19 protein-coding genes are annotated in these 20,803 nt (G+C 72.7%); 8 read left to right on the plus strand and 11 right to left on the minus strand.

Going from position 1 to position 20,803, the window contains the following annotated elements:
* Positions 1 to 6 precede the first annotated feature (6 nt).
* A complete protein-coding gene (locus FHU28_RS09090) occupies positions 7 to 1,455 on the minus strand; it encodes a sigma-70 family RNA polymerase sigma factor (RefSeq protein WP_221453155.1) in 1,449 nt (482 codons plus the stop codon).
* A 147-nt stretch (positions 1,456 to 1,602) separates the two neighbouring features.
* Between FHU28_RS09090 and FHU28_RS09095 the strand changes: the two genes are divergently transcribed.
* Positions 1,603 to 1,911 (plus strand): hypothetical protein, encoded by a 309-nt coding sequence (locus FHU28_RS09095; protein WP_221453156.1) that lies wholly within the window; start codon positions 1,603 to 1,605, stop codon positions 1,909 to 1,911.
* Positions 1,911 to 4,565, plus strand: coding sequence for a DUF4132 domain-containing protein (locus tag FHU28_RS09100; protein ID WP_184682757.1), 2,655 nt, complete (start codon positions 1,911 to 1,913; stop codon positions 4,563 to 4,565). The genes FHU28_RS09095 and FHU28_RS09100 overlap by 1 nt, the downstream gene beginning before the upstream one ends.
* Positions 4,566 to 4,592: 27 nt before the next feature.
* Here the strand turns inward: FHU28_RS09100 and FHU28_RS09105 are convergent, their stop codons facing one another.
* Positions 4,593 to 6,272: a Na+/H+ antiporter gene (locus FHU28_RS09105; RefSeq protein WP_184682759.1), complete on the minus strand. Its 1,680-nt coding sequence runs from the start codon at positions 6,270 to 6,272 to the stop codon at positions 4,593 to 4,595.
* A gap of 148 nt (positions 6,273 to 6,420) precedes the next feature.
* Here FHU28_RS09105 and FHU28_RS09110 point away from each other — a divergent pair, with 148 nt between their 5' ends.
* Entirely contained in the window at positions 6,421 to 8,811 is a 2,391-nt protein-coding gene (locus FHU28_RS09110) for an RICIN domain-containing protein (protein WP_184689372.1), read from the plus strand.
* 62 nt (positions 8,812 to 8,873) lie between these two features.
* Positions 8,874 to 9,611 (plus strand): Clp protease N-terminal domain-containing protein, encoded by a 738-nt coding sequence (locus tag FHU28_RS09115; protein WP_184682761.1) that lies wholly within the window; start codon positions 8,874 to 8,876, stop codon positions 9,609 to 9,611.
* Between the two features lie 48 nt (positions 9,612 to 9,659).
* On the opposite strand, the gene FHU28_RS09120 is transcribed toward FHU28_RS09115, so the two are convergent.
* The gene (locus FHU28_RS09120; RefSeq protein ID WP_073830863.1) at positions 9,660 to 10,178 is read right to left on the minus strand and encodes a hypothetical protein; all 519 of its coding nucleotides are present in this window, start codon (positions 10,176 to 10,178) and stop codon (positions 9,660 to 9,662) included.
* 106 nt (positions 10,179 to 10,284) lie between these two features.
* Positions 10,285 to 10,470 carry a DNA repair protein gene (locus tag FHU28_RS09125; RefSeq protein ID WP_184682763.1) on the minus strand — a complete coding sequence of 62 codons (186 nt, stop codon included), beginning with the start codon at positions 10,468 to 10,470 and terminating at the stop codon, positions 10,285 to 10,287.
* A gap of 228 nt (positions 10,471 to 10,698) precedes the next feature.
* Between FHU28_RS09125 and FHU28_RS09130 the strand changes: the two genes are divergently transcribed.
* On the plus strand, positions 10,699 to 11,364 hold the full coding sequence (locus FHU28_RS09130; protein WP_116504458.1) for a GNAT family N-acetyltransferase: 666 nt from the start codon (positions 10,699 to 10,701) through the stop codon (positions 11,362 to 11,364).
* Positions 11,365 to 11,556: 192 nt separating this feature from the next.
* Here FHU28_RS09130 and FHU28_RS09135 read toward each other — a convergent pair whose 3' ends face one another.
* The 4 genes from FHU28_RS09135 to FHU28_RS09150 all read right to left on the minus strand — a co-directional run bounded on the left by FHU28_RS09135 (position 11,557) and on the right by FHU28_RS09150 (position 14,651).
* Positions 11,557 to 12,258, minus strand: a complete 702-nt coding sequence (locus FHU28_RS09135) for a TetR/AcrR family transcriptional regulator (RefSeq protein WP_116504460.1) — start codon at positions 12,256 to 12,258, stop codon at positions 11,557 to 11,559.
* Positions 12,197 to 12,679, minus strand: coding sequence for a thiol-disulfide oxidoreductase DCC family protein (locus FHU28_RS09140; protein WP_184682766.1), 483 nt, complete (start codon positions 12,677 to 12,679; stop codon positions 12,197 to 12,199). Before FHU28_RS09140 ends, FHU28_RS09135 begins: the two co-directional genes overlap by 62 nt.
* Positions 12,676 to 13,113, minus strand: a complete 438-nt coding sequence (locus tag FHU28_RS09145; protein WP_184682769.1) for a hypothetical protein — start codon at positions 13,111 to 13,113, stop codon at positions 12,676 to 12,678. The genes FHU28_RS09140 and FHU28_RS09145 overlap by 4 nt, the downstream gene beginning before the upstream one ends.
* An 83-nt stretch (positions 13,114 to 13,196) precedes the next feature.
* The gene (locus FHU28_RS09150) at positions 13,197 to 14,651 is read right to left on the minus strand and encodes a glycoside hydrolase family 3 protein (RefSeq protein ID WP_184682771.1); all 1,455 of its coding nucleotides are present in this window, start codon (positions 14,649 to 14,651) and stop codon (positions 13,197 to 13,199) included.
* A gap of 124 nt (positions 14,652 to 14,775) precedes the next feature.
* Between FHU28_RS09150 and FHU28_RS09155 the strand changes: the two genes are divergently transcribed.
* A complete protein-coding gene (locus FHU28_RS09155) occupies positions 14,776 to 15,981 on the plus strand; it encodes an ROK family transcriptional regulator (protein WP_184682773.1) in 1,206 nt (401 codons plus the stop codon).
* 85 nt (positions 15,982 to 16,066) lie between these two features.
* Here the strand turns inward: FHU28_RS09155 and FHU28_RS09160 are convergent, their stop codons facing one another.
* Both FHU28_RS09160 and FHU28_RS09165 read right to left on the minus strand, forming a co-directional pair.
* Complete coding sequence (locus FHU28_RS09160) at positions 16,067 to 17,077, minus strand: ABC transporter permease subunit (RefSeq protein ID WP_184682776.1); 1,011 nt, start codon at positions 17,075 to 17,077, stop codon at positions 16,067 to 16,069.
* Entirely contained in the window at positions 17,074 to 18,078 is a 1,005-nt protein-coding gene (locus FHU28_RS09165) for an ATP-binding cassette domain-containing protein (protein WP_184682779.1), read from the minus strand. The genes FHU28_RS09160 and FHU28_RS09165 overlap by 4 nt, the downstream gene beginning before the upstream one ends.
* A gap of 132 nt (positions 18,079 to 18,210) precedes the next feature.
* Between FHU28_RS09165 and FHU28_RS09170 the strand changes: the two genes are divergently transcribed.
* The gene (locus FHU28_RS09170; protein WP_184682781.1) at positions 18,211 to 19,050 is read left to right on the plus strand and encodes an ABC transporter ATP-binding protein; all 840 of its coding nucleotides are present in this window, start codon (positions 18,211 to 18,213) and stop codon (positions 19,048 to 19,050) included.
* 16 nt (positions 19,051 to 19,066) lie between these two features.
* Complete coding sequence (locus FHU28_RS09175) at positions 19,067 to 19,963, plus strand: ribokinase (protein WP_184682783.1); 897 nt, start codon at positions 19,067 to 19,069, stop codon at positions 19,961 to 19,963.
* 45 nt (positions 19,964 to 20,008) lie between these two features.
* On the opposite strand, the gene FHU28_RS09180 is transcribed toward FHU28_RS09175, so the two are convergent.
* Positions 20,009 to 20,773: a hypothetical protein gene (locus FHU28_RS09180; RefSeq protein ID WP_184682786.1), complete on the minus strand. Its 765-nt coding sequence runs from the start codon at positions 20,771 to 20,773 to the stop codon at positions 20,009 to 20,011.
* Positions 20,774 to 20,803: the final 30 nt, after the last annotated feature.

The following is a 20,803-nucleotide window of genomic DNA, read 5'->3' on the forward strand; positions in this document are numbered from 1 at the left end:
ACCGCCTCAGTAGTCGATGTTGATGGCGGCGACCTGCCGGCTGCCGTTGAACACGATCGCGGGGCCGGCGAAGCGGGAGCTGGCGTACGTCAACGCCGTCTTGTGGCCCGGACTGTTGAACCAGGCCTCGATCATCTGCTCCGGCGAGGAGTTGCCCGACGACGCGAACAGCACCTCGTGGCCGCAGTGCTGCAGACCGCTCGCGTTCAGGTTCTGCCGTACGCAGGACTCCGCCTCCCGGTGCTGCGCCGCGCCGAGCTTGACCTCGGTCAGCCCGAGCGCGCGACGCCGCTCGTTGAGCAGCACCAGCAGCCGCCGTTCCGCTGCTGACAAGCCGCTCGACGTGGCGGTGGACTTGGCCGGCGACGGGGTCGGCTTGGGCGACTTGCTGGGCTTCGCCGACCTGCTCGGGGTGGGACTCGGGAGGGCGGCGGTCGGGGAGGCGACAGGGGAGGGTGTGAGCGCGGGAGCGGTGGTCTCGGTCGCGGGCTGCGAGGCTGCCACGCTCGCCGGCTGCTGCTTCGATCCGCTCGGGTAGTTGGCGAGGATCAGACCACCCCCGCCGAGCACGGCGACGGCCGCAGCGACGCCGACCAGGGTCTTGGACAGGGAGAGCCCGGACCTCGCTCCGGCCGCCACGGCGTACGTACCAGCCGGGGCGGCGGGCGACACGGAGGCGACGGCGTGCAGCTTCTGCGTGACGTCCGAGGCGAGTGCGGCCGGGGGCGGTGTGAGCGCCAGGCCGGCGAGCAGCCGCTCGGCGGGGACCAGGTCGGATGCGGCGTCCGGGCAGTGCGGGCAGTTCCGGAGGTGCCGTGCGAACCGCTTGCGCCACAGCGGCGCCGGCTGACCGTTCCAGCCCGACGCGGTGTCGCGCAGGCCGGCGCAACCGGGCCGGGCGGTGAGGGCTCGTACCACCAGCCGGGCGGTGTCCAGTTGCGCCTTCATCCGGGCCACGCGGACCGTCACGTGGTGCGGCTCCAGGCGCAGGGCGTCGACCAGTTCGGCGCGGGTGAGGTGACCGGCCTCGACCAGCCACCACAGGGACAGCAGGTGGCGGTGGTCGTCGTCCAGCCAGCGCGTGGCCAGCACGACCTCCCGGCGCTGGTCGGAGAGGTGGAGCTGGGTCAGGGTCAGATCCTCGAAGTCCGAACCCGGGTCGATCACGTTGTCGATGTCCTCCGGCGGCGCCGGTGTGGTGTGCCGGTGCCGCATGTAGGTGCGGATCTCGTTCATGGTGACGGCGACCAGCCAGGACCGGAAGAGCTGCGGCTCGCGGACGCCCGGCAGCCCTCGCACGACGTTCACCATCGCGTTCTGCACCACGTCGTCGACGTCGGACGACCGGTTCAGCGCCCGGCCCACGATGTTGTAGACAAGCGGTAGACAGTGCGAGACCAGCTCGTCGAGCGCCGCCTGGTCGCCGCGGCGGGCCGCGTCCACCACCGCCGACATGTCGGCCCTGCCTGGGTACGCGTGAGAGGACACGCTCACAACCTCGCCTTCACGGAATGATCTCGTACACCCGTGGAGACTGTCCGGTACGTGGCCGGGTCACACAAAGTGCGTGCGGTGTCGGACGGCTGGACTACGTTCTCCGCCATGCCATTGATCACAGTCACCGACGAGGTCGTCGGAGCGCCGAGCGGACCCGCGTGGACCATGGCGGTCTTCGAGGAGACGGTACGTCTCGACGAGCTGATCCGCCGTCGGGTGTTCCTCGAGGTCGCCGAGTCCGGCGCGGACGCCGACCCCGAGGAGCGGACGCGGATGACCCTCGACGCGTTCGGCCGCAACGGTTTCGTGGTGCTCGTCGACGACCGTCAGGTGACCGAGCTGGACGAGAAGGTCCGCCTGCACGCGGGTGCCCGGGTCACCTTTCTCAAGCTCGTCCCGCTGGTGGGTGGCTGATGGACACGTACGACCCGGAGCCGGCACTGCGCGACATCGTCACCACCGTCAGGGGCTGGTGCGAGCGCAACGACCAGACCTTCAACGAGCACTCTCGACAGAGTTTCGTCGACCGGGTGGTGACGGTGTGCGGCTGGGCGCCGGCCGGCAGGGTTCCGGCGCTGCTCGCCGCGCTCAACGACGCGCACGGCCCTTACGATCCCGCTCCGCCGCAGGTCGAGCTGCTGTCGGAGGCCACGCGGCAGGCCGAGTCGGTCGCCGCGGCCGTGGCCGACCTGGCCGGTGACGACGCGGATCACGACCGCCGTGCCGCCGCCGCGCTGACAGCGGTCGGCCATCTGCCGCGGCGGCCGCACCGGCACGAGAGCCCGTGGGACCGGGCCCGGGGCGAGGCGTGGCGCCGGGCGGAGGAACTCCTTGCCGCACAACCGGCGCCGGTACGCCAGGTGGTGTTCGACGCGATGACGGTGCCGGGGGAGGACCACAACGGGCAGGGCACGCTGATCCGTGCCGTGCGCTCCGGCGGCGGACTCGACGGCGCGGCCTGGCTGGACCGGCTGGGCGGCCAGGCCTGGTTGGGCTTCGGTGGCTGGAGTACGCATCTCATTCGGTTCACCTGGGAGTCCATCCAGGCGGAGGCGGCGGCGGGGCGGGTGAACCCGGCGGCGCTGGCGACCTGGCGCCGGACCCGGATCGAACGTCCGCTGAGCGACATCAGCGACGAGGCCCACCGGATGTGGCCGATCCCCGACGTCGGTGAGCAGTGGGCCGACCGCGCCGTCGCGGACATCGAGGCGATGCCGGAGGGCCGCCGGTCCGCGTGGCAGGCGCTGCTGGCCCACTGTCCGGTCGAGGCGGACAAGGCGAAGCCGACGGCGGGCTGGCGCAAGCAGGCCCGGTCGCTGCTCGACGCGGTGGGCGCCGACGAGTTCACCGCCCGGCTCGACGACTGGCTCCCACTCGTGGGGCAGGCGCGCACCCTGCCGCTGCGCATGACCACGTGCTGTCCCGGCCACATCGCTGATGTTCCGCAGCGGACGATCGACCGCTACAACGTCGGGCTGCTGTGGGGGCTGATCTGGATGCGGGCGATGTGCCAGCCGTCCGAGGAGACGCTGCGCAGCCTCGGCCAGATCGCGGAACGGGCCGCCCGCAAGATCCCCGGGCACGGGCCGGCGAGCCCGAAGCTGGCGAACGTCGCGGTCGCGGCGCTCGTCGGCACCGATCACCCCGCCGCCCTCGCCCAACTGGCCCGGCTGTCGTCGCGGCTGACCTACAAGAGCACGCTGCGACTCGTCGAGAAAGGGCTGACGCGGCACGCCGAGGCGCTCGGCGTCAGCCGGGAGGACGTCGAGGAGATGGCCCTGCCCGGCTTCGGGCTGCCGCTGGCGGACAAGCTCGGCGACTGCTCCTACGAGCTGGAGGTGCGCGGCGTCGACGCCCTGCTGGTGTGGCGCAACGCGGACGGCAAGGTGCTCAAGGCCCCACCGGCGCAGGTGCGCAGGGATCACGGCGACGAGGTGAAGGAGCTGAAGGCGACTGTCGCGGACGTCGCCGCCACGCTCGTCGCCACCCGTGACCGCCTGGAAGGGCTGCTGCGGCGTGACCGTTCGTGGACCGTCGAGCAGTGGCGCGAGCGGTTCCTCGACCACCCACTGGCCCGTACGCTGGCCCGCCGCCTCGTCTGGACCGTCGACGGAGTCGCCTGCTGCTGGGCTGGTGCGGCCCTGCGGACAGTGGACGACACCGTGTTCGAGCCGGCCGACGATGCGACGGTCCGGTTGTGGCATCCGGTGCTCGACCCCGATGCGGTGGGGCCGTGGCGGGAATTCCTCACCCGGCAGGCGATCACCCAGCCGTTCAAGCAGGCGCACCGGGAGCAGTACCTGCTCACCGACGCGGAGCGGGCCACGGGCATGTACTCCAACCGGTTCGCCGCGCACGTCGTCCTCCAGCACCGGCTCAACGCGCTGCTGTCCCGGCGCGGCTGGTCGTACGTCCAGCACCGCAATGACGGGGCCTCGTACAACCTGCCCTGGCTGGCCCTCCCGGACTGGGGGCTGCGCGCCGAACTGGGTGTCGCCGGGATCGAGGACCGGGGCGACGACCTCGTGTTCGACACGATGGGGACCGACCAGCTGTTCTTCATCCGGGGAGAGCGCCTGCCGGTTCCGCTGGCGGAGGTTCCGCCGGTCGTGCTGAGCGAGGTGATGCGCGACGTCGACCTGTTCGTGGCCGCTGCCGGGGTGGGCGCCGACCCGGACTGGTACGACGGCGGGCCGGGCGGCCGTTATCGCGAGTACTGGTCGCAGAGCAGCTTCGGCGACCTCACTCCCACCGCCCGGACACGCCGGGAGGTGCTGGCGGAGCTGATCCCCCGGCTGGCCGTCGCCGGCCGCTGCACCCTCACCGACAGGTTCCTTGAGGTACGCGGCGACCTGCACACGTACCGCATCCACTGCGGCTCGGGCAACATCCTGATCGCCCCGGACGAGCGGTACCTGTGCATCATCCCGGACTCGGCGAAGGCGAAGGAGCCGGAGATGTTCCTGCCCTTCGAGGGTGACAGCCGGCTCGGCGAAATCATCAGCAAGGCGTTGCTGCTTGCCGCCGACAAAAAGATCAAGGATCCGGTGATCCTGCGCCAGTTGTGAGGCGGCCGGCGGGCGCCGGGCCCAGGGTCAGCTCGGCGCCCGCTTCGGCAGCAGCAGCTCCTCGTGGTCGAGTTCGCGTTCCAGCACGCGCAGTCCTTCGTCCGGCAGCCGGCCGGAGTCGCGCCACCGCAGCAACTCCTCGCGCTGTGCTTCCAGGGCGGTCCGGTGGACACGCAGCGCCGTCTCGTACTCGGGTGAGGTGGGCAGCTCCGACGAGCCGCTCTGCTGGAGCAGGTCGAGCCGCCCTCGGTAGCGGGCCAGCCGGGTCAGTAGCTGGGCGCGGGTGGTGTTGACTGCCGCCCGCGTGTCCGGCTCCTCGGCGGCGACGGTGTCGAGGCGGGCCAGGGCGGCCTCGACGGCGGCGGAGCGGGCCTCGTTGCGTACCCGGGCCTGGTCGGCCTCGTCGGCGCGCAGGCCGAGCATCCGCACGAGCGGCGCGAACGTCAGGCCCTGCCCGACGAGCGTCACCAGCACGACCACGAAGGTGCAGAACAGCAGCAGGTCGCGGTCGGGGAACGGGTCTCCGCTGTTGGTGGTGAGGGGCAGCGTGAAGATGGCGGCCAGACTGATCACGCCCCGGGTGCCGGACCAGCTCAGCGCCACCACCTCGCGTGCGGTCAGCCCGCGGGCGTTGCGCTCGGCACGCCCGGCTCGCAGCGCCCCGCCGGGCGTGTCGGTGTCGTCCTGTTCGGCGACGCCGCCCAGCCGGGTGTGCAGCGACCGGGGGAGCCACTGGGTCAGGATCAGCCAGGCCGGGCGCAGGAGCAGGACCACACCGACGGACACGGCGACGGCGATGACGATGGTCGACGTGTCGTACTGGCGCAGACCCCGCATGACGGCGGGGAGTTGCTGGCCGATGAGCAGGAAGACGAAGCCTTCGAGGAGGAAGTCGACGAGCCGCCACACCGCGTTGGTCTGGAGGCGGGCGGCCCCGGACCCGAACTGGGGCGTCTGGTGGCCGACGATCAGGCCGGCGACGACCACGGCCAGCACGCCGGAGACGTGCAGCGCCTCGCCGAGGAGGTAGGCCACGAACGGTGTCGCGAGCGAGATCGCGTTGGACAGCAGCGGGTCCGCGGTGAGCGGCCGGACCAGCCGTTTGGCCCGGGCGACGACCACGCCCACCGCGATGCCGCCGGCTGCCGCCAGCACGAACTGCCCGACCGCGGCGTGGAACGAGAACTCGCCGCCCACGGCGGCTGCCACCGCGACGCTGAGCATGGTCAGCGCGGTGGCGTCGTTCAGCAGCCCTTCGCCCTGGATGATCGTGACCATCTTCGGCGGCAGGTTGACCCGGCGGCCCACGGCCAGGGCGGCGACCGGGTCGGGCGGGGCGACGGCGGCGCCGACCGCGATGCCTGCGGCCAGGGTCGCGCCGGCGACGAACAGGTGGAACCCGACGCCGACGAGCAGTCCGGTGAGGAGCACCAGCACCACGGAGAGGCTGACCACGATCCGCAGGTTGCGGCGGATGTCCAGCAGCGACGAGTCGAGCGCGGCACTGTAGAGCAACGGTGGCAGCACGACCATGAGCACGAGGTCGGGATCGAGGCCGATGTTGGGGCCGGGGAGCAGCGCGTACGCGATGCCGATGAGGGGCAGGAGCGCCGCCGCCGGCAGGCCGGTGCGCGCCGCCACCCACCGCACGGCGATGACGACCGCGACGGCGGCGAGCACGAACAGCAGCGTCGAATGGGTGCTCACCCCGACCGACCCTACCCGTTTTCGCGAGCGTCGCTCGGTGGGGTGGGGCACGGGCCGGCGAGGCGTTGACCAACTTGTGTGTGAACGCTAACATGCAGAACGTTTGATAGACGTGTGTCTATCTGGAGGTGGGTCGGTGTCCAGCAGGATGAGCGGAGACCATGCGGCGTGGCGACGGATGGCGTCGGCGGCGGTGGCCGCGATGGTGACGGCGTTCGCGCTGACCGTCCCCGCCGCGCCAGCCCGGGCGGCGACCGCCCTCACCGTCAACGGCGCCTCCGGCGGGCGCGCGCTCGACGGGGTCGGCGCGGTCAGCGGCGGCGGCGGAAACAGCAGACTCCTGATCGACTACCCGGAGCCGCAGCGCAGCGACATCCTCGACTACCTGTTCAAGCCGGGTTACGGCGCCGCGATGCAACTGATGAAGGTGGAGATCGGCGGCGACACCAACTCCACCTCCGGCGCCGAGCCCAGCCACGAGCACACCCGGGGCGGCGTGAACTGCAACCGGGGCTACGAGTGGTGGCTAATGGAGCAGGCGCGGGCGCGGAACCCCGCCATCGCCCTGGTCGGTCTGGCCTGGGGAGCGCCCGGCTGGATCGGCAACGGCAACTTCTGGTCCACCGACTCGATCAACTACCTCGTCGGGTGGCTGGACTGCGCGGCGACGCACGGACTGACCATCAACTACCTCGGCGGGTGGAACGAGAAGGGCTACAACACCACCTGGTACAAGAACCTGCGCTCCACACTCAACTCCCGCGGCTACGGCGATGTGAAGATCGTCGCCTCGGACGACTTCGGGTGGGGCGCCGCCGACGACTCGCTGCGGGACCCGGCGTTCGCCAACGCGGTGCAGGTCTTCGGCAGCCACTACGTCTGCGGCTACCGCAGCGCCCAGACCAGCTGCCCCAGCTCCGCCAATGCGATCTCCACCGGCAAGCAGCTGTGGGCCAGTGAGAACGGCTCCGACGACTACAACGCCGGCGCGTCGGCCCTCGCCCGGGGCATCAACCGCGGCTACCTCGACGGCAAGATGACCGGGTACATCAACTGGCCGGTGATCGCCGCCATCACCCCCAACATTCCCTGGGCGACCACCGGCGTGGTGGTGGCGCAGCAGCCGTGGTCCGGCGCCTACTCGATCGGCAGGAGCACCTGGGTGATGGCGCACACCACCCAGTTCACGGCGCCCGGCTGGCGCTATCTCGACTCGTCCAGCGGCTACCTAGGGGGCAACCGCGGCAACGGCAGCTATGTCTCGCTGAAGTCCACAAACAACAGCGACTGGAGCACCATCATCGAGACGCAGGACGCCGGCTCGGCTCAGCAGCTCGACGTCACCGTCACCGGCGGGCTCTCCGCCGGCACGGTGCGCGTGTGGGCGACGAACCTCAGGTCCAACAACAGCGCCGAGCACTTCGTCCGGGGCGCCGACATCACACCGAACGGCGGACGCTTCTCGCTCACCGTCCAACCCGGCTACGTCTACAGCATCACCACCACGAGTGGGCAGGGGAAAGGCACGGCTGTCAGTCCGGTCCAGGGCGCCCTGGATCTGCCGTACCGCGACAACTTCGACAGCTACGCCACCGGGCGCGAAGCCCGGTACCTGATGGACCAGCAGGGCTCGTTCGAGATCGTCGGCTGCGGTGGCGGCCGGACCGGACAGTGCGTCCGCCAGATGTCCGAGCAGGCGCCGATCTACTGGACGTCCGGCCAGGCCGAACCGTACGCCCTGCTGGGCGATCTGACCTGGCGCAACTACACGGTCTCCTCGGACGTGCTGCTGGAGAAGCCCGGCTACGCCCAGCTCATCGGCCGCGGCAACACCTACAACCACCAGGGCCCGCAGAACCTCAACGGCTACTACTTCCGGGTCACCGACGGCGGCGCCTGGTCGATCCGGAGCAACAACACCAGCGGCAACTGGCGCACCCTGGCCAGCGGCAACACCGCGGCGCTGGGCACCGGACGCTGGCACAACGTCTCGTTGAAGCTCAATGGCAGCACCCTCACCGCGGCGATCGACGGCACCACCGTCGGCACCGTGTCGGACTCCGCCTGGGTGGCCGGCCAGATCGGGTACGGCACCGGCCAGGGCGTCACCGCCCAGTTCGACAACCTCGCGATCACGCCGGGCGACGGTTCCAGCGGCCCGACCGGAGAGGTGCGCAGCGCGAGCGCCAACCGCTGCCTCGACGTCAACGGCGCCAGCCAGGCCGACGGCGCGGTCGTGCAGATCTGGGACTGCAACGGTGGGCCCAACCAGCAGTGGACGGTCGGCACGAACAACCAGCTCACCGTGTACGGCAACAAGTGCCTCGACGTCCCAGGCGCCGCGTCCGGCAGCCGCGCGCGGATCATGACCTGCACCGGCGGCAGCAACCAACAGTGGCGGATCAACGCCGACGGCACCATCGTCGGGGTCGGCTCGGGTCTCTGCCTGGACGTCAACGGGCAGGGCACCACCAACGGCACCGCGGTGCAGATCTGGACCTGCAACGGCGGCAACAACCAGCGGTGGGTACGCGGCTGACCCGCAACGCGCACGTCAACTGCGGGTTGACGCCAACGCAGTCGTCAACCTATGGTTGACGTATGGAGGAGACCCAGCCGCACAAGATGACCCATCCGGTACGCCTCGACGACCTCATCGAAGGCATCAAGAAGTCGCGCACCGGCGCGCTCGACCAGTTGGCCGACGCGGTCCTCGTCGCCGACCACCTGGGCGACGTCGCCGACCACCTCATCGGGCACTTCGTCGACCAGGCGCGACGCTCCGGCGCCTCGTGGACGGAGATCGGCCGCAGCATGGGCGTGAGCAAGCAGGCCGCCCAGAAGCGTTCCGCAGCCAAGTCGGAGACCGCCGCCGCGCTCGACCCGAACGCCGGATTCAACCGGTTCACCCCGCGCGCCCGCAACGTCGTGCTGGCCTCGCAGGAGGAGGCGCGGGCGGCCGGCAACGCCGAGATCACCCCGGGGCACGTCGCACTCGGGCTGCTCGCCGAGCCGGAAGGGCTGGCCGCCGCCGCGATCGTGGCTCGGGGCGTACCCCTGGAGCGGCTGCGGGAGGTCGTCACCGCGACGCTGCCGGCGAAGGCCGACCCGGTTCCGGAGCTGATCCCCTACGACGCGCGGGCCAAGAAGGTCCTGGAGCTGACGTTCCGGGAGGCGCTGCGGATGGGACACAACCACATCGGTACGGAGCACATCCTGCTCGCCCTGCTGGAGGAGGAGGGCGGTGACGGTGTGCTGAGCGGCCTCGGGCTGCAGAAGGACGCGCTGGAGTCGGCTTTCGAGGCGACGCTGGCCGGGATCACCCGGAAAGGGGCCTGACACCGGTCCGGGCACGCGCCACGGGGGCGCGTGCCCGGCGGGCGGGTGTCAGCCGGCGGTGGGGAAGCCGTAGCGGGCGGCGTGCTCCGGGTCGGCGGGGTCGACCTGGCGGATGCCGGCGTCGGCGAGCCGCTTGTTCACCTCGTCCAGGCGTTCCCGGACCAGCCGGGCCTCCTCCTCGGTGACGCGGCCACGGTGCGGTCGCCCGGCGTGCTCGATGGTGCCGTAGTCGATCTTCTCGGCGGCGCGGCGCGCCTTGGGCGGCTTGACCCGCTCGGCGGTCCGCAGCAGTTGCGCCATCGGCACGTCGGTGGCCATCGCGTCGAACTCGCTCGCGGTCAGCACCACCCGGCGCGGCTCGCCGCCGCCGTGCCGGTCGTGAATCTCGACCACTGCGACGTCCAGCGCCGCGTCGTCGATGCTCTCCACGTCGACCGGGGTGGCGTCCAGTTGCACGGGCCCGGCGACCAGGTCCGGGTGCTCCAGTACGACGACCTTGACCACCTCGTCGTCGGCGCTCAGCACCTGGCCGGTGAAGTCGGAGACGTGGATCGTCTTCTTGCCCATGCGCGGAGCTTCTCCTGTCGTAGGCCGGAAATCGGACCACAAGACGCTACCGCACAGGTGTGCGAAGGCCGGGACGCCGCCGGCCGGTGTGTCGCCGCCTACCTCGTCAGAGGGGAGAGAGGCCGCGCCACGCGGCGGTGCCTGCTGGTTGCGCGTTCAGCTCGGCCCAGGAGAGTCCCCGGTCGCGGGCTTCGCGGTACGCCCGCTGCGCCGGGAAGAGTGCGGCGTCGCGGACGGCCCGCCAGCTGCGCGCCGGGTCCTGCTGGAATCGGTCATTCGGTTCGTGAGGCATGACCACTACCGTCCCAGAGAAACTTGTCCATGTATGGAAATGAATATGACGCTGGGTCGATACCTCCGGTTCCCTTGAGGCGTCAAATTCCTGCGGCCCTCCGGCGGACCACATATCGTCATCCGTCGCTGGCGTGCCGACCCACTACCCGCCCGTCCCGCTTCTCAACCCCGCCGGATCAACTGATTACCCGACCGCGGGCGGCCCGGTCCGGCGTACCATGATCACGTGCTCGACCGGCGGGTCTTCCTTCACCTGGCGGCCTGGTTGGGACAGTGGCCGGCGGGCCCGGGACTGCACGTGGTCCGGTCCCACCGCCGCGCCCGCCCGGCCTGGGACGGCCGCCTGCGCCCAGCCGTCGCGGTGACGGCGGGCGGCAGCACCGTCCTCTCGGTCGCCGCCGACCGGGTGGAGGCGGTCCGGGCGCTGGTCCGGGGCCGGCCGCCCGGCGAGTGGCTGCCCGTCCTCCCGGCGGCCGTCGGCATGCCCGACTTCACCGCGCACACGTCCGTCTTCCGCTGGTGCGCCGACCCGGCGCCGCTGCCCGAGGTGGGGGAGTGGGTGCCGCCCACGCTGCCCGGGCTGCCGCCGTGGTTGCGGCTGTTCGACAGGGAGGTGCTCGTGGTCCGGGGCGCCGACGGCGCGTACCGGGCCGGGGTGGGCGTGAAGCGGCACGACGCGTACGGGCACGAGCTGGCGGTGGGCACGGTGCCGACTGCTCGCGGGCGCGGTCTGGCCCGGCGGCTGGTCGCGCAGGCGGCCCGCCGGGTGCTGGACGAGGGGGCGATCCCCACCTACCTGCACGACCCGGGCAACGCCGCGTCCGCGCGGGTGGCGGAGGCGGCCGGGTTCCCGGATCGGGGCTTCACCGCGTTCGGCGTCTTCCCCCGCTGACCCGGCCGGGGTCCGCCGCTGACCGAGCCTGGCGCGGACCGTGGATCCCGGGCCGGATCCACGGTCCGCAGCTCTCCCCCAGGCCCCGACATTGGTAACGCTATGTGTTAGTCCTGCTGGTGAACAAGGGGTGGGTTGCTGTCCGGTTGCGGACTCTCACCTGCGCAATCGCTGGCCGGCCCGCCGATGAGGTCAGTGACGCAGCGTGTGGATCAGGGCGAGCGCCTGCCGGGTGACCGGTCGCAGCACGCGCAGCCGGGACAGCCCCACCAGCCGGTCCACGAGCGGCACCACGCCGTCGATGAGCTGGCGGGTCTTGACCTGCCCCTCCGAGCGGTCGTGCACCCAGTAGAGCACCACCCCCATGTAGCCGAGCCAGAGCAGCTCGGGCAGTTCTTCGCGCAGCTCGTCGTCGAGCTTGGCGGTGGACCCGGTGAGGGCCTCGCGGAACAGCGCGATCGACATGTCCCGCGGCTCGGACGACTCGGCGGAGAACGGGCTGAGCGGCGAGGTCGGCTCGGCCGCCGTCTTGAAGAAGGCGCCCGCGAACGCGTGGTACGGGCTCAGCACGTCCACGCCCGCGTGCAGCACCCCGGCCAGTCGCGCGGCGAACTCCCGCTCCCGGGCGAGCACCGGCGCGGCGGCCGCCCGGTGCTCCCGCTGGGTGCCCGCGTAGAACTCCTGGACCAGGTGCTCCTTGGAGCCGAAGTAGTAGTAGGCGTTGCCCACCGCCACGCCGGCCTCCTGGGCGACCGCGCGCATCGTCGTGCGCGCGTACCCGCGCTCGCGGAACAGCCGCATCGCGGTGTCCAGGATCAGCTGGCGGGTCTGCTCACCCCGGGCCGTCGACCCCTGCCCACCCGCAGCTGTCGTCGGCGCACTCTGCTCGGTCATCGTCGTCACCGTATCCCGGTTCCCGGATCCGCTCGCGGACCGCGGAGGCCGCCGCCACCACCCGCCGGGCCAGCGGCAGCAGGTGCGGGCGGGCCAGCCGCTCGGCCGTCCCCCGATACTCGGCGAGCGCCCAGAGGCAGGCGAACCAGGCGCCGTCGCCGGTGTAGACCGCGCCCGTGTCGGCCACCACTGTCAGGTCCCGCAGCGTGGCGTCGTGGTCCAGGCCGGGAAAGCGCCGCCGGGCCTCGGCGGAACCGGCCGGCACGAACTCCAGGGGTACGAGCTGAGGCCGCGTGGCGAGCCACCGCCGGGCGCTGCGGCACAGCGGGCAGCCCGCGTCGAACAGGACGGTGAACCCGCGGATCCCACCGGCCCCGTGCCCGGTGGGATCCGACGGGCGCCCGCCCGGGGCGGACGTCACCGGGCCGGCGGGTTCGGGCCGGTCGCCGGTACCGGCCCGCCCTGCGGCGGGAGCATTCTGACCGGCGGCAGCGGCGGGTGGGTGGCCTGCTGCCGGAGCCGGCCCCGCCGGTAGCGGCCGAGCGCGAAGACGTTGAAGAAGTGCAGCGCGCCCAGCACCAGCAGGACCAGGCCCACCTTCATGGAGAGCTGCTCCAGCGCCTGGCTGGTGTCGCCGACCGGGTCGGACTCCTTCATCGCCACCGTGACGTAGCCGAGGTTGAGCAGGTAGAAGCCGACCACCAGCAGACTGTTGACCGCCCCGGCCAGCCGGCTGTCGGCGAACACGTCCTCCAGGAACACCAGCCCGTTGCGGGACAGTGCCCGCGCCACCCACATGGTCAGACCGATGCTGACCGCGAGGTAGGCCAGGTACATCCAGACCTTTGCGTCCATCCCCGTTGCCTCTCTTGAACGTGTTCAAATCAAGGACGCCCTGAGCGTACGGCAGATTTTGAACGTGTTCAATAGTGGTGCGGTCAGGCGGTCAGGCCGAGCGTCTGCGCGGCAGCGCGACCGTTGGCGTGGCTGGCGCCGTAGGTGGCGACGAAGGCGCGCGCGGCGCCCGGCCGCCACGCGCCCGGCCACCCCATCTCGACCACTGTCACCTGATGCGTCGCGGCCAGCGCCTCCATCAGCTCGCGCGCGCCGGGTAGCCGGTGCAGGTGCCGCCCGACCAGCACGACCGGCCGGTCCCCGGCGAGCCGCCGCAACTGCTCCGGGTCGGTCTCGCCCGCCACCGCGCGGGCCTGCTCGATCCCGGCGGCCAGGTGCGGGCCGAGCCCCCACGGCACCCGACCCTCCGCGATGGTCGAGGTGGCGTGCACCTGCACCACCAGTGGCGCGGCGGAGCGGGTGAGGTCGCCCTCGACCCGGACCGCCCGCAGCGCGGCGGCGTAGCCGAGGCCGTCGGCGGCGGGCGGCGGGGCGCCGGTGGGGCCGGAGGCTGCGGCGAGCGCGGCGGTCCGGCCGGCCGCCTCCTCGACCCGCTCGCGCGCCAGCCGGCCGTCGCCGATCGCCGCGACGATCTCGGCGGCGACCGACTCGACCAGCTCGGCGTCGACCCGCGCGCCGATGCAGAGCAGGTCCGCGCCGGCGGCCAGGGCCCGGACCGCGCCCGTGCCGACCCCGCCGGCGGCGAGCACCGCGCCCTTCATCTCCAGCGCGTCGGTGATGACCGCGCCGGTGAAGCCGTACTCGACGCGCAGCAGGTCGTGCAGGACCGCGCGGCTGAACGTGGCCGGGCCGTCGCCGGTCAGCGCCGGCACCCGGATGTGCGCGGTCATCACCGCGCGGACGCCCGCGTCGACCACCGCGGCGAACGGCGGCAGGTCCCGCTCGCGCAGGACGGCCGGCGGCACGTCGACGGTGGGCAGCTCGTGGTGGGAGTCGGCGACAGTGGCGCCGTGCCCGGGGAAGTGCTTGGCGCAGGCGGCCACGCCCGTCGCCTGGAGGCCGGTGACAGCGGCGGCCGAGTGGACCGCCACCCGCTTCGGATCGGCGCCGAACGAGCGGGTGCCGATGACCGGGTTCTCGTCGGCGGTGTTCACGTCGACGGTGGGCGCCAGGTCGAGCGTGACGCCCAGCGCGGCCAGCTCCGCGCCGATCGCCGCGTACACCTGGCGGGTGAGTTCGGGGTCGTCGACAGTGCCGAGCGCGGCGTTGCCCGGGTACGGGCTGCCGGTGGCGTGGGCCAGCCGGGTGACGTCGCCCCCCTCCTCGTCGATCGCGACGATCACGTCGGGGCGGCCGGCGCGCAGCGCCGCTGTCGCGGCCGCCACCTGGGCCGGATCGTGGATGTTGGTGCCGAACAGGGTGTGCCCGGCGAGCCCGTCGGCGAGCAGGTCGACCGCCCAGTCCGGCGGGACCGGCCCGGGGTACGCGGCCAGCAACGTGCCCAGCGCGAGCCGCCGGAGTCCAGGATCCTGACCCACGAGTATCCCCTTTCCCTGCCGGGTCGTCCGAGCTTGGCGGATCGGGGCGGCCGATACGCTAACGGGCACCCCTCGGCAGGCGTTTTGTGGTTAGAAAACTTTACTGAAAATTGAGGACGTTGGCATGAGTGCGACCCGGCTGCCCGGCACCCCCCGACTCCTGCGGGCGCTCAACGACCGTGCGGCGCTGGAGCTGCTGCTCGAACGCGGCCCGCTGACCCGGGCCCGGATCGGTGAGCTGACCGGGCTGTCCAAGGTCACCGCGTCCCAGCTCGTCGAGCGGCTGGAGGAGCGGGGCCTGGTCGCCCGGGTCGGCGAGCAGGCCGGCGGGCGGGGCCCGAACGCCCAGCTCTACGCGGTCCGGCCGAGCAGCGCGTACGTGGTGGGCGTGGAGGTGGGCGCGGAGCGGGTGGTGGCGGCCTGCGCCGACATCACCGGTACGGTCGCCGGCCGGGTCGAGCAGTCCACGAAGGACACCGACGACCCGGTCGGCGTGGTGCACAACGCCGTGGTCCAGGCGGCCGCCAGCGCCGGGGCGGAGCTGTCCGCCGTCCGGCGCGTCGTGCTCGGCACCCCCGGCCTGGTGGACCCGCAGACCGGTGACATCACCTTCGCCTTCAACCTGCCGCGCTGGCACAGCGGCCTGCTCGCCGCGCTGCGCGAGGACCTGGACACCCCCGTCGTCTTCGAGAACGACGTGAACCTGGCGGCGGTGGCCGAGGCGCAGTCCGGCGCGGCCCAGGGCACCGCCGACTTCGTGCTGGTCTGGGTGGACGCGGGCGTCGGCCTGGCGATCATGCTGGGCGGCCGGCTGCACCACGGCAGCAGCGGCGCGGCCGGCGAGATCGGCTACCTGCCGGTGCCCGGGGCGCCCATCCCGCGCGACGTGTCCAAGCGGGCCAAGCCGGCATTCCAGCAGCTCGTCGGCGCTGACGCGGTACGCGCGGTGGCCGCCGAACACGGTTTCGCCACCCCGAAGGCGGCGGAGCAGGGCGTTGCGGCGACCCGGGCGGCCGAGGTGGTACGCGCGGCGATCGCGGCCGGCACCGCCGGTGGGCCGATGCTGGACGAGCTGGCCCGCCGGCTGGCCCTGGGCGTGGCGAGCACCTGCGTGGTGCTGGACCCGCCGCTGGTGGTGCTCGCCGGCGCGGTCGGGCAGGCGGGCGGGGCGGCGCTGGCGGAGCGGGTGCAGCACGAGGTCGCCGCGATCACGCTGGTCCGGCCCCGGGTGGTGACCACCGGGCTGACCGAGGAGCCGATCCTGCGCGGCGCGCTGCGTACCGCGCTGGACGCGGTGCGCGACGAGGTGTTCGGCTCGACGGTCGGCTGACCGCGTCGTGCACCCTGACGCCATGTGAAGGAATCCTTCATCATGGCGTCAGGGTTCGCAAGGAGTTGCCGGGGAGGGGTCACCGTCAGATCAGGTCGCGGCGGCGGAACACAGTGAACGCGGCGGCCACCAGCGCGCCGGTGAGCCCGAGCAGCACCACCAGGCCCGACGGCCAGGTCAACGTGTACGAGCCGTCGCAGTAGCCGGAGATCCCGGGGCCGCAGGCGTTGTTGTCCCAGAGCCGCACCTCACCGGACAGCCAGGCCGCCAGGTAGCTGGACAGCATGTACCGGTCCGGCCGGCCGACCTCCAGGATCTGGAACACCAGCCGCGCCCCCAGCTCCCACACCACCAGGTACGCGGCCACCGTGCCGAGCGCCGCCGACGTGTGCCGGCCCAGCGTGGCCACGGCGAAGCCGAGCGCCGCGGCGAGCAGCACCAGCACCAGGCCGCGCCCCCAGATCGCGGCGAGCGACGGCCAGAAGTCGCCACCGGTCCGCCCGACCAGGCCGGACGCCTGGCCGATCAACCAGAACGCCCCGAGGTATGCCACCGACGCCAGCACCGACACGCCGAGCAGCCCGCCCAGCAGCGTGCCCAGCTTCGCGGCGAGCACTGTCGGCCGCCGTGGCCGCCACAGCAGCAGGTTGACCACCCCGCCCGAGTTCAGGTCGGCCCCGATGTAGGAGGCGCCGACCAGGAACCCGAACAGCGTCAGGAACGCGATCAGGAAGTAGAGCAGCGGCTCGGCCTCCTTGGCGAAGACGAAGACGCCGCTGAGGTAGTCGGCCGCGCTCGGCAACTCCTCGATCTGGGCCGGGTCGATCTGGGCGCAGTCGCGCGGCAGGTAGTCGGTCTCGCCCGGCGGGAGTGTGCCCTCCCGGATCCGCAGGCAGCGGTCGTACGCCATCTCCATCTGGCGCACGTTCTCCGCCGCCTGGGTCTGCGCCCGGCTCAGCTCCGCCGGGCTGGGCCGGTGCGAACCGGCGAGCGTGGTCACCACTGTCACCGCGAAGGCGACAGCCAGCAGCACCACCATGAGCTGCACGAAGCGCCGGGCGGCCAGCCGCTCCAGCTCGGCACGGACCAGGTTCACGCGTCCACCTCCCGGCTCTCCCGGACGTCGAGGTCGATCACTCCGTCGCTCGGCGGCGCGCCGTCGACCTGCCGCGGCACCGCCACGTGCTCGTGGTGGCCGGTCAGCTCCAGGAAGACGCTCTCCAGGTCCGGCCGCAGCGGGACCAGCTCGCGGACCCACGCGCCCTGCTCGCCGAGCGTCCGGCTGATCGTCTCCGGATCCTCCACACCGGTCACCACCAGGTGGTCCGGCCCGACGGTCACCGACAGACCGGCCCGGCCCAGCAGGTCGCCGGCCTGATCCAGGTCGGCCACCCGCACCCGCCACTGGTGCTGGTCGAAGCCGGCCAGCACCTCCTGCACCGGCCCGTACGCGACCCGCCGCCCCCGGCTGACGATCGTCACGTGGTCGCAGATCAACTGGATCTCGGCCAGGATGTGGCTGGAGAGCAGCACCGTCACCCCGGCCTCGGCGAGCGACCGGGTGAGGTCGCGCATCTCCCGGATACCGGCCGGGTCCAGCCCGTTCGCCGGTTCGTCCAGGATCAGCAGATCCGGGTTCTTCAGCAGCGCCGAGGCGACCGCCAGCCGCTGCTTCATGCCCAGCGAGTAGCCCTTGACCCGCTCGTGGCCCCGGTCGCGCAGCCCGACCTGCTCCAGCACCTCGTCCACCCGGCCGGTCGGCACGCCACCGGCCACGGCCAGCAGCCGCAGCGTCCGGTGCGCGGTGAAGTTGCCGAAGAACTGCGGGCTCTCCACGATCGCGCCGACCCGCCCGGCCACGTCCGCCAGATGCTCGGGTGATTCGGCCCCCAGCACGCGCATCCGCCCGGCGTCCGGCCGGACCAGCCCCAGCAGCGCACGCAGCGTGGTGGTCTTGCCGGACCCGTTCGGTCCCAGGAAGCCGTGCACCTGGCCCGCCTCGACCAGCATGTCGAAACCGTCGACGGCGACCCGGCGCCCCTGGCGCAGCGTGTGGAACGTCTTGCGGAGACCGGCGATCTCGATGACCGCGCTCATCCGCGCGCCTTCCGGCAGCGGTCGGGCATGAGTGTCCTTCCGGTTGCGGTGACCAACGACACGGCGCCCCACCCTATGGTGGCGACGCCTCCCGTGGGGGGCACCGTGCCGCATGCGTGATTGGATGGTGCGGTGACTGGTGACCTGATCCCTGGCGCTCCGGGCGCCCTCGCCCCCTCGACCGTGGACGCGGATCTGGTGGTCAGCCTCGACGGGGTCGGCGTCAAGCGTTCCGGCACGGCGCTGGTGCAGGACGTCGACTGGCGGGTCGAGCTGGACGAACGGTGGGTGGTGCTCGGGCCGAACGGCGCGGGCAAGACGACACTGCTCAACCTGGCCGCCGGCCGGCTGTACCCGACCAGCGGCGTCGCGCACGTGCTCGGCGAGCGCATCGGCCGTACCGACGTCAACGAGCTGCGTACCCGCATCGGCCTGTCCACCGCGACGCTCGCCGAGCGGATCCCCGCCGACGAGCGCGTGACCGACGTGGTGGTGACCGCCGCCTGGTCGGTGGTGGGCCGCTGGCGGGAGAGCTACGACCGCACCGACGAGGTACGCGCCGTCGCGCTGCTGCGCCAGCTCGGCGTCGGGCACCTCGCCGACCGCGCGTACGGCACGCTGTCCGAGGGCGAGCGCAAGCGGGTGCAGATCGCCCGCGCCCTGATGACCGACCCGGAGCTGCTGCTGCTCGACGAGCCCGCCGCCGGGCTCGACCTGGGCGCGCGGGAGGACCTGGTGGCCCGGCTGGCCGAGCTGGCGTACGACCCGGACGCCCCGGCCATGGTGCTTGTCACCCACCACGTCGAGGAGATCCCGCCGGGCTTCACCCACGCGCTGCTGCTGCGCGAGGGCGGCGTGGTGGCGCAGGGTCTGCTCGCCGACGTGCTCACCGCCGACAACCTGTCGAAGGCGTTCGGCCTCCCGCTCGTGGTCACGCGGTCCGGCGACCGCTGGGCCGCCCGCGCCGCCTGAGCGACGGGACGACACCGTGCCGCAGACCCGGATCGCCGTCGTCGGCAGCGCCAACATGGACCTGGTCGGCGTCGGCGCCGCGCTGCCCCGGCCCGGCGAGACGGTGCTGGGCGACGACTTCGTCATGCTGCCCGGCGGCAAGGGCGCCAACCAGGCGGTCGCCGCGGTACGCGCCGGCGCCTCCTGCGTCTTCCTCGGCGCGATCGGCTCGGACTCGTTCGGCGTGACGCTGCGGGCCCGGATGACGGCGGCCGGCGTGGACACCGGGCACCTGCGGGTGGTCTACGGCCCGTCCGGCGTCGCCCTGGTCATGGTCGGCGGCGCGGGGGAGAACGCCATCCTGGTCACGCCGGGCGCGAACGCCGCGTTCACCTCGCTCACCGGTGACGAGCTGACCGCCGTACGCGATGCGGATGTGCTGGTCGCGCAGCTGGAGGTGCCGGTCGAGACGGTGACCGAGGCGGCGCTGGCGGCCCGGTCGGCGGGCACCCGGGTGGTCCTCAACGCCGCGCCGGCCCGGTCGGTGCCGGCCGAGCTGCTGGCGGCGACCGACCTGCTGGTGGTGAACGAGCCGGAGGCGCAGGCGCTGACCGGCCATGGCCGGGACGAGCCGGCGGCGCTGCTGGATCTGGTGCCCCGGGCGGTGCTCACGCTCGGCGGCGACGGCGCCTGGTACGTCGACCGGGACCGGCCGGCGGCGCACGTGCCGGCGGTGCCGGTCGAGGTGGTCGACTCGACCGCCGCCGGGGACGCGTTCACCGCCGCCCTCGCGGTGGCCTGGGGCGAGGGGCGGGACCTGGCCGAGGCGGTGCGCTGGGCGGCGGCTGCCGGTGCGGCGTGCGTGCGCAAGCTCGGCGCCTCGGTGGCGCTGCCCCATCGCGCGGAGATCGACGAGCTGTTCGCCGACTGTTAAGAAGGGGCCCTTCCTCTACCGGAGGCGTTAAGAAGGGGCCCTTCCTTACACCTCGTCGGTGAGGCGCTCGCCGCGGCGGCGCAGCATGCCGAGCCCGGGGATGCCGGCGACCGCGAGCTTGAGATCCCTGGTGACGTCCAGCAGGTCGTGCAGGTCCGGGCCGACCCGGTCCAGCGTGGCCAGGATCGGCAGCACGTCCGAGGTGAGGTGGTCCTTGAGCTTCGGCAGCTCGTCGACGAGCCGGATCGCGGCGGTCACCTCCTCCGGGCTGAGCTGCTCCACGAAACGCGCCGCCATCGGCGCGGCCCGGCGCAGCGTCGCCTCGTACGCGGCCAGCAGCTCGTTCGCGACGCCGGTCGCCTTCTCGGCGGTCGCCAGGGTGCCCGCCGCCCGCGCCGTCACTGTCTCCGCCTCGGTCACCACACCGGCCGCCGTCCGGGCCACCCGGTCGGCCTCGCCGACCACAGTCGCCGCCGCCGCGGAGACCCGCTGCGCCTCGCCGACCACAACCGTCGCGGCGGCGGCCACCTCGGTCGCCGTGTCGATCGCCGCGGTCGCGGCGGCGCTGATCACCGCCACCTCGCGGACCGCCGTCTCGGCGTCGGTGAGCACCCGGTCGGTGCGGTCGAGAGTGCCCTCGATCCGGTCCACCACCCCGTCGATCCGCCGGACCAGCGCCTCCACCTGGTCGAGGACGGCAAAGGCGCGAGCGGGTACCGAGGCCATCGTGACCGCCGAGCCGAGCGCCTGGTCCACTGCGTTGCGGGTGAGGCCGAGCAGGGCGCCGGGCCGGGGGAGAGGGATTGCCATGACATCCAGTGTGCGGCGTCGGGGCCACTG

It is taken from the genome of Micromonospora echinospora, from assembly GCF_014203425.1.
Classification (GTDB): domain Bacteria; phylum Actinomycetota; class Actinomycetes; order Mycobacteriales; family Micromonosporaceae; genus Micromonospora; species Micromonospora echinospora_A.

Excerpts from the sequence above, each read along its gene's own strand:
- FHU28_RS09110 (WP_184689372.1), top strand. The coding sequence starts at position 6,421 with ATGAGCGGAGACCATGCGGCGTGGCGACGGATGGCGTCGGCGGCGGTG.
- FHU28_RS09145 (WP_184682769.1), bottom strand. The coding sequence starts at position 13,113 with ATGGACGCAAAGGTCTGGATGTACCTGGCCTACCTCGCGGTCAGCATC.
- FHU28_RS09100 (WP_184682757.1), top strand. The coding sequence starts at position 1,911 with ATGGACACGTACGACCCGGAGCCGGCACTGCGCGACATCGTCACCACC.
- FHU28_RS09120 (WP_073830863.1), bottom strand. The coding sequence starts at position 10,178 with ATGGGCAAGAAGACGATCCACGTCTCCGACTTCACCGGCCAGGTGCTG.
- FHU28_RS09135 (WP_116504460.1), bottom strand. The coding sequence starts at position 12,258 with ATGACCGAGCAGAGTGCGCCGACGACAGCTGCGGGTGGGCAGGGGTCG.
- FHU28_RS09090 (WP_221453155.1), bottom strand. The coding sequence starts at position 1,455 with ATGTCGGCGGTGGTGGACGCGGCCCGCCGCGGCGACCAGGCGGCGCTC.
- FHU28_RS09095 (WP_221453156.1), top strand. The coding sequence starts at position 1,603 with ATGCCATTGATCACAGTCACCGACGAGGTCGTCGGAGCGCCGAGCGGA.
- FHU28_RS09180 (WP_184682786.1), bottom strand. The coding sequence starts at position 20,773 with ATGGCAATCCCTCTCCCCCGGCCCGGCGCCCTGCTCGGCCTCACCCGC.
- FHU28_RS09155 (WP_184682773.1), top strand. The coding sequence starts at position 14,776 with ATGAGTGCGACCCGGCTGCCCGGCACCCCCCGACTCCTGCGGGCGCTC.
- FHU28_RS09115 (WP_184682761.1), top strand. The coding sequence starts at position 8,874 with ATGGAGGAGACCCAGCCGCACAAGATGACCCATCCGGTACGCCTCGAC.
- FHU28_RS09165 (WP_184682779.1), bottom strand. The coding sequence starts at position 18,078 with ATGAGCGCGGTCATCGAGATCGCCGGTCTCCGCAAGACGTTCCACACG.
- FHU28_RS09125 (WP_184682763.1), bottom strand. The coding sequence starts at position 10,470 with ATGCCTCACGAACCGAATGACCGATTCCAGCAGGACCCGGCGCGCAGC.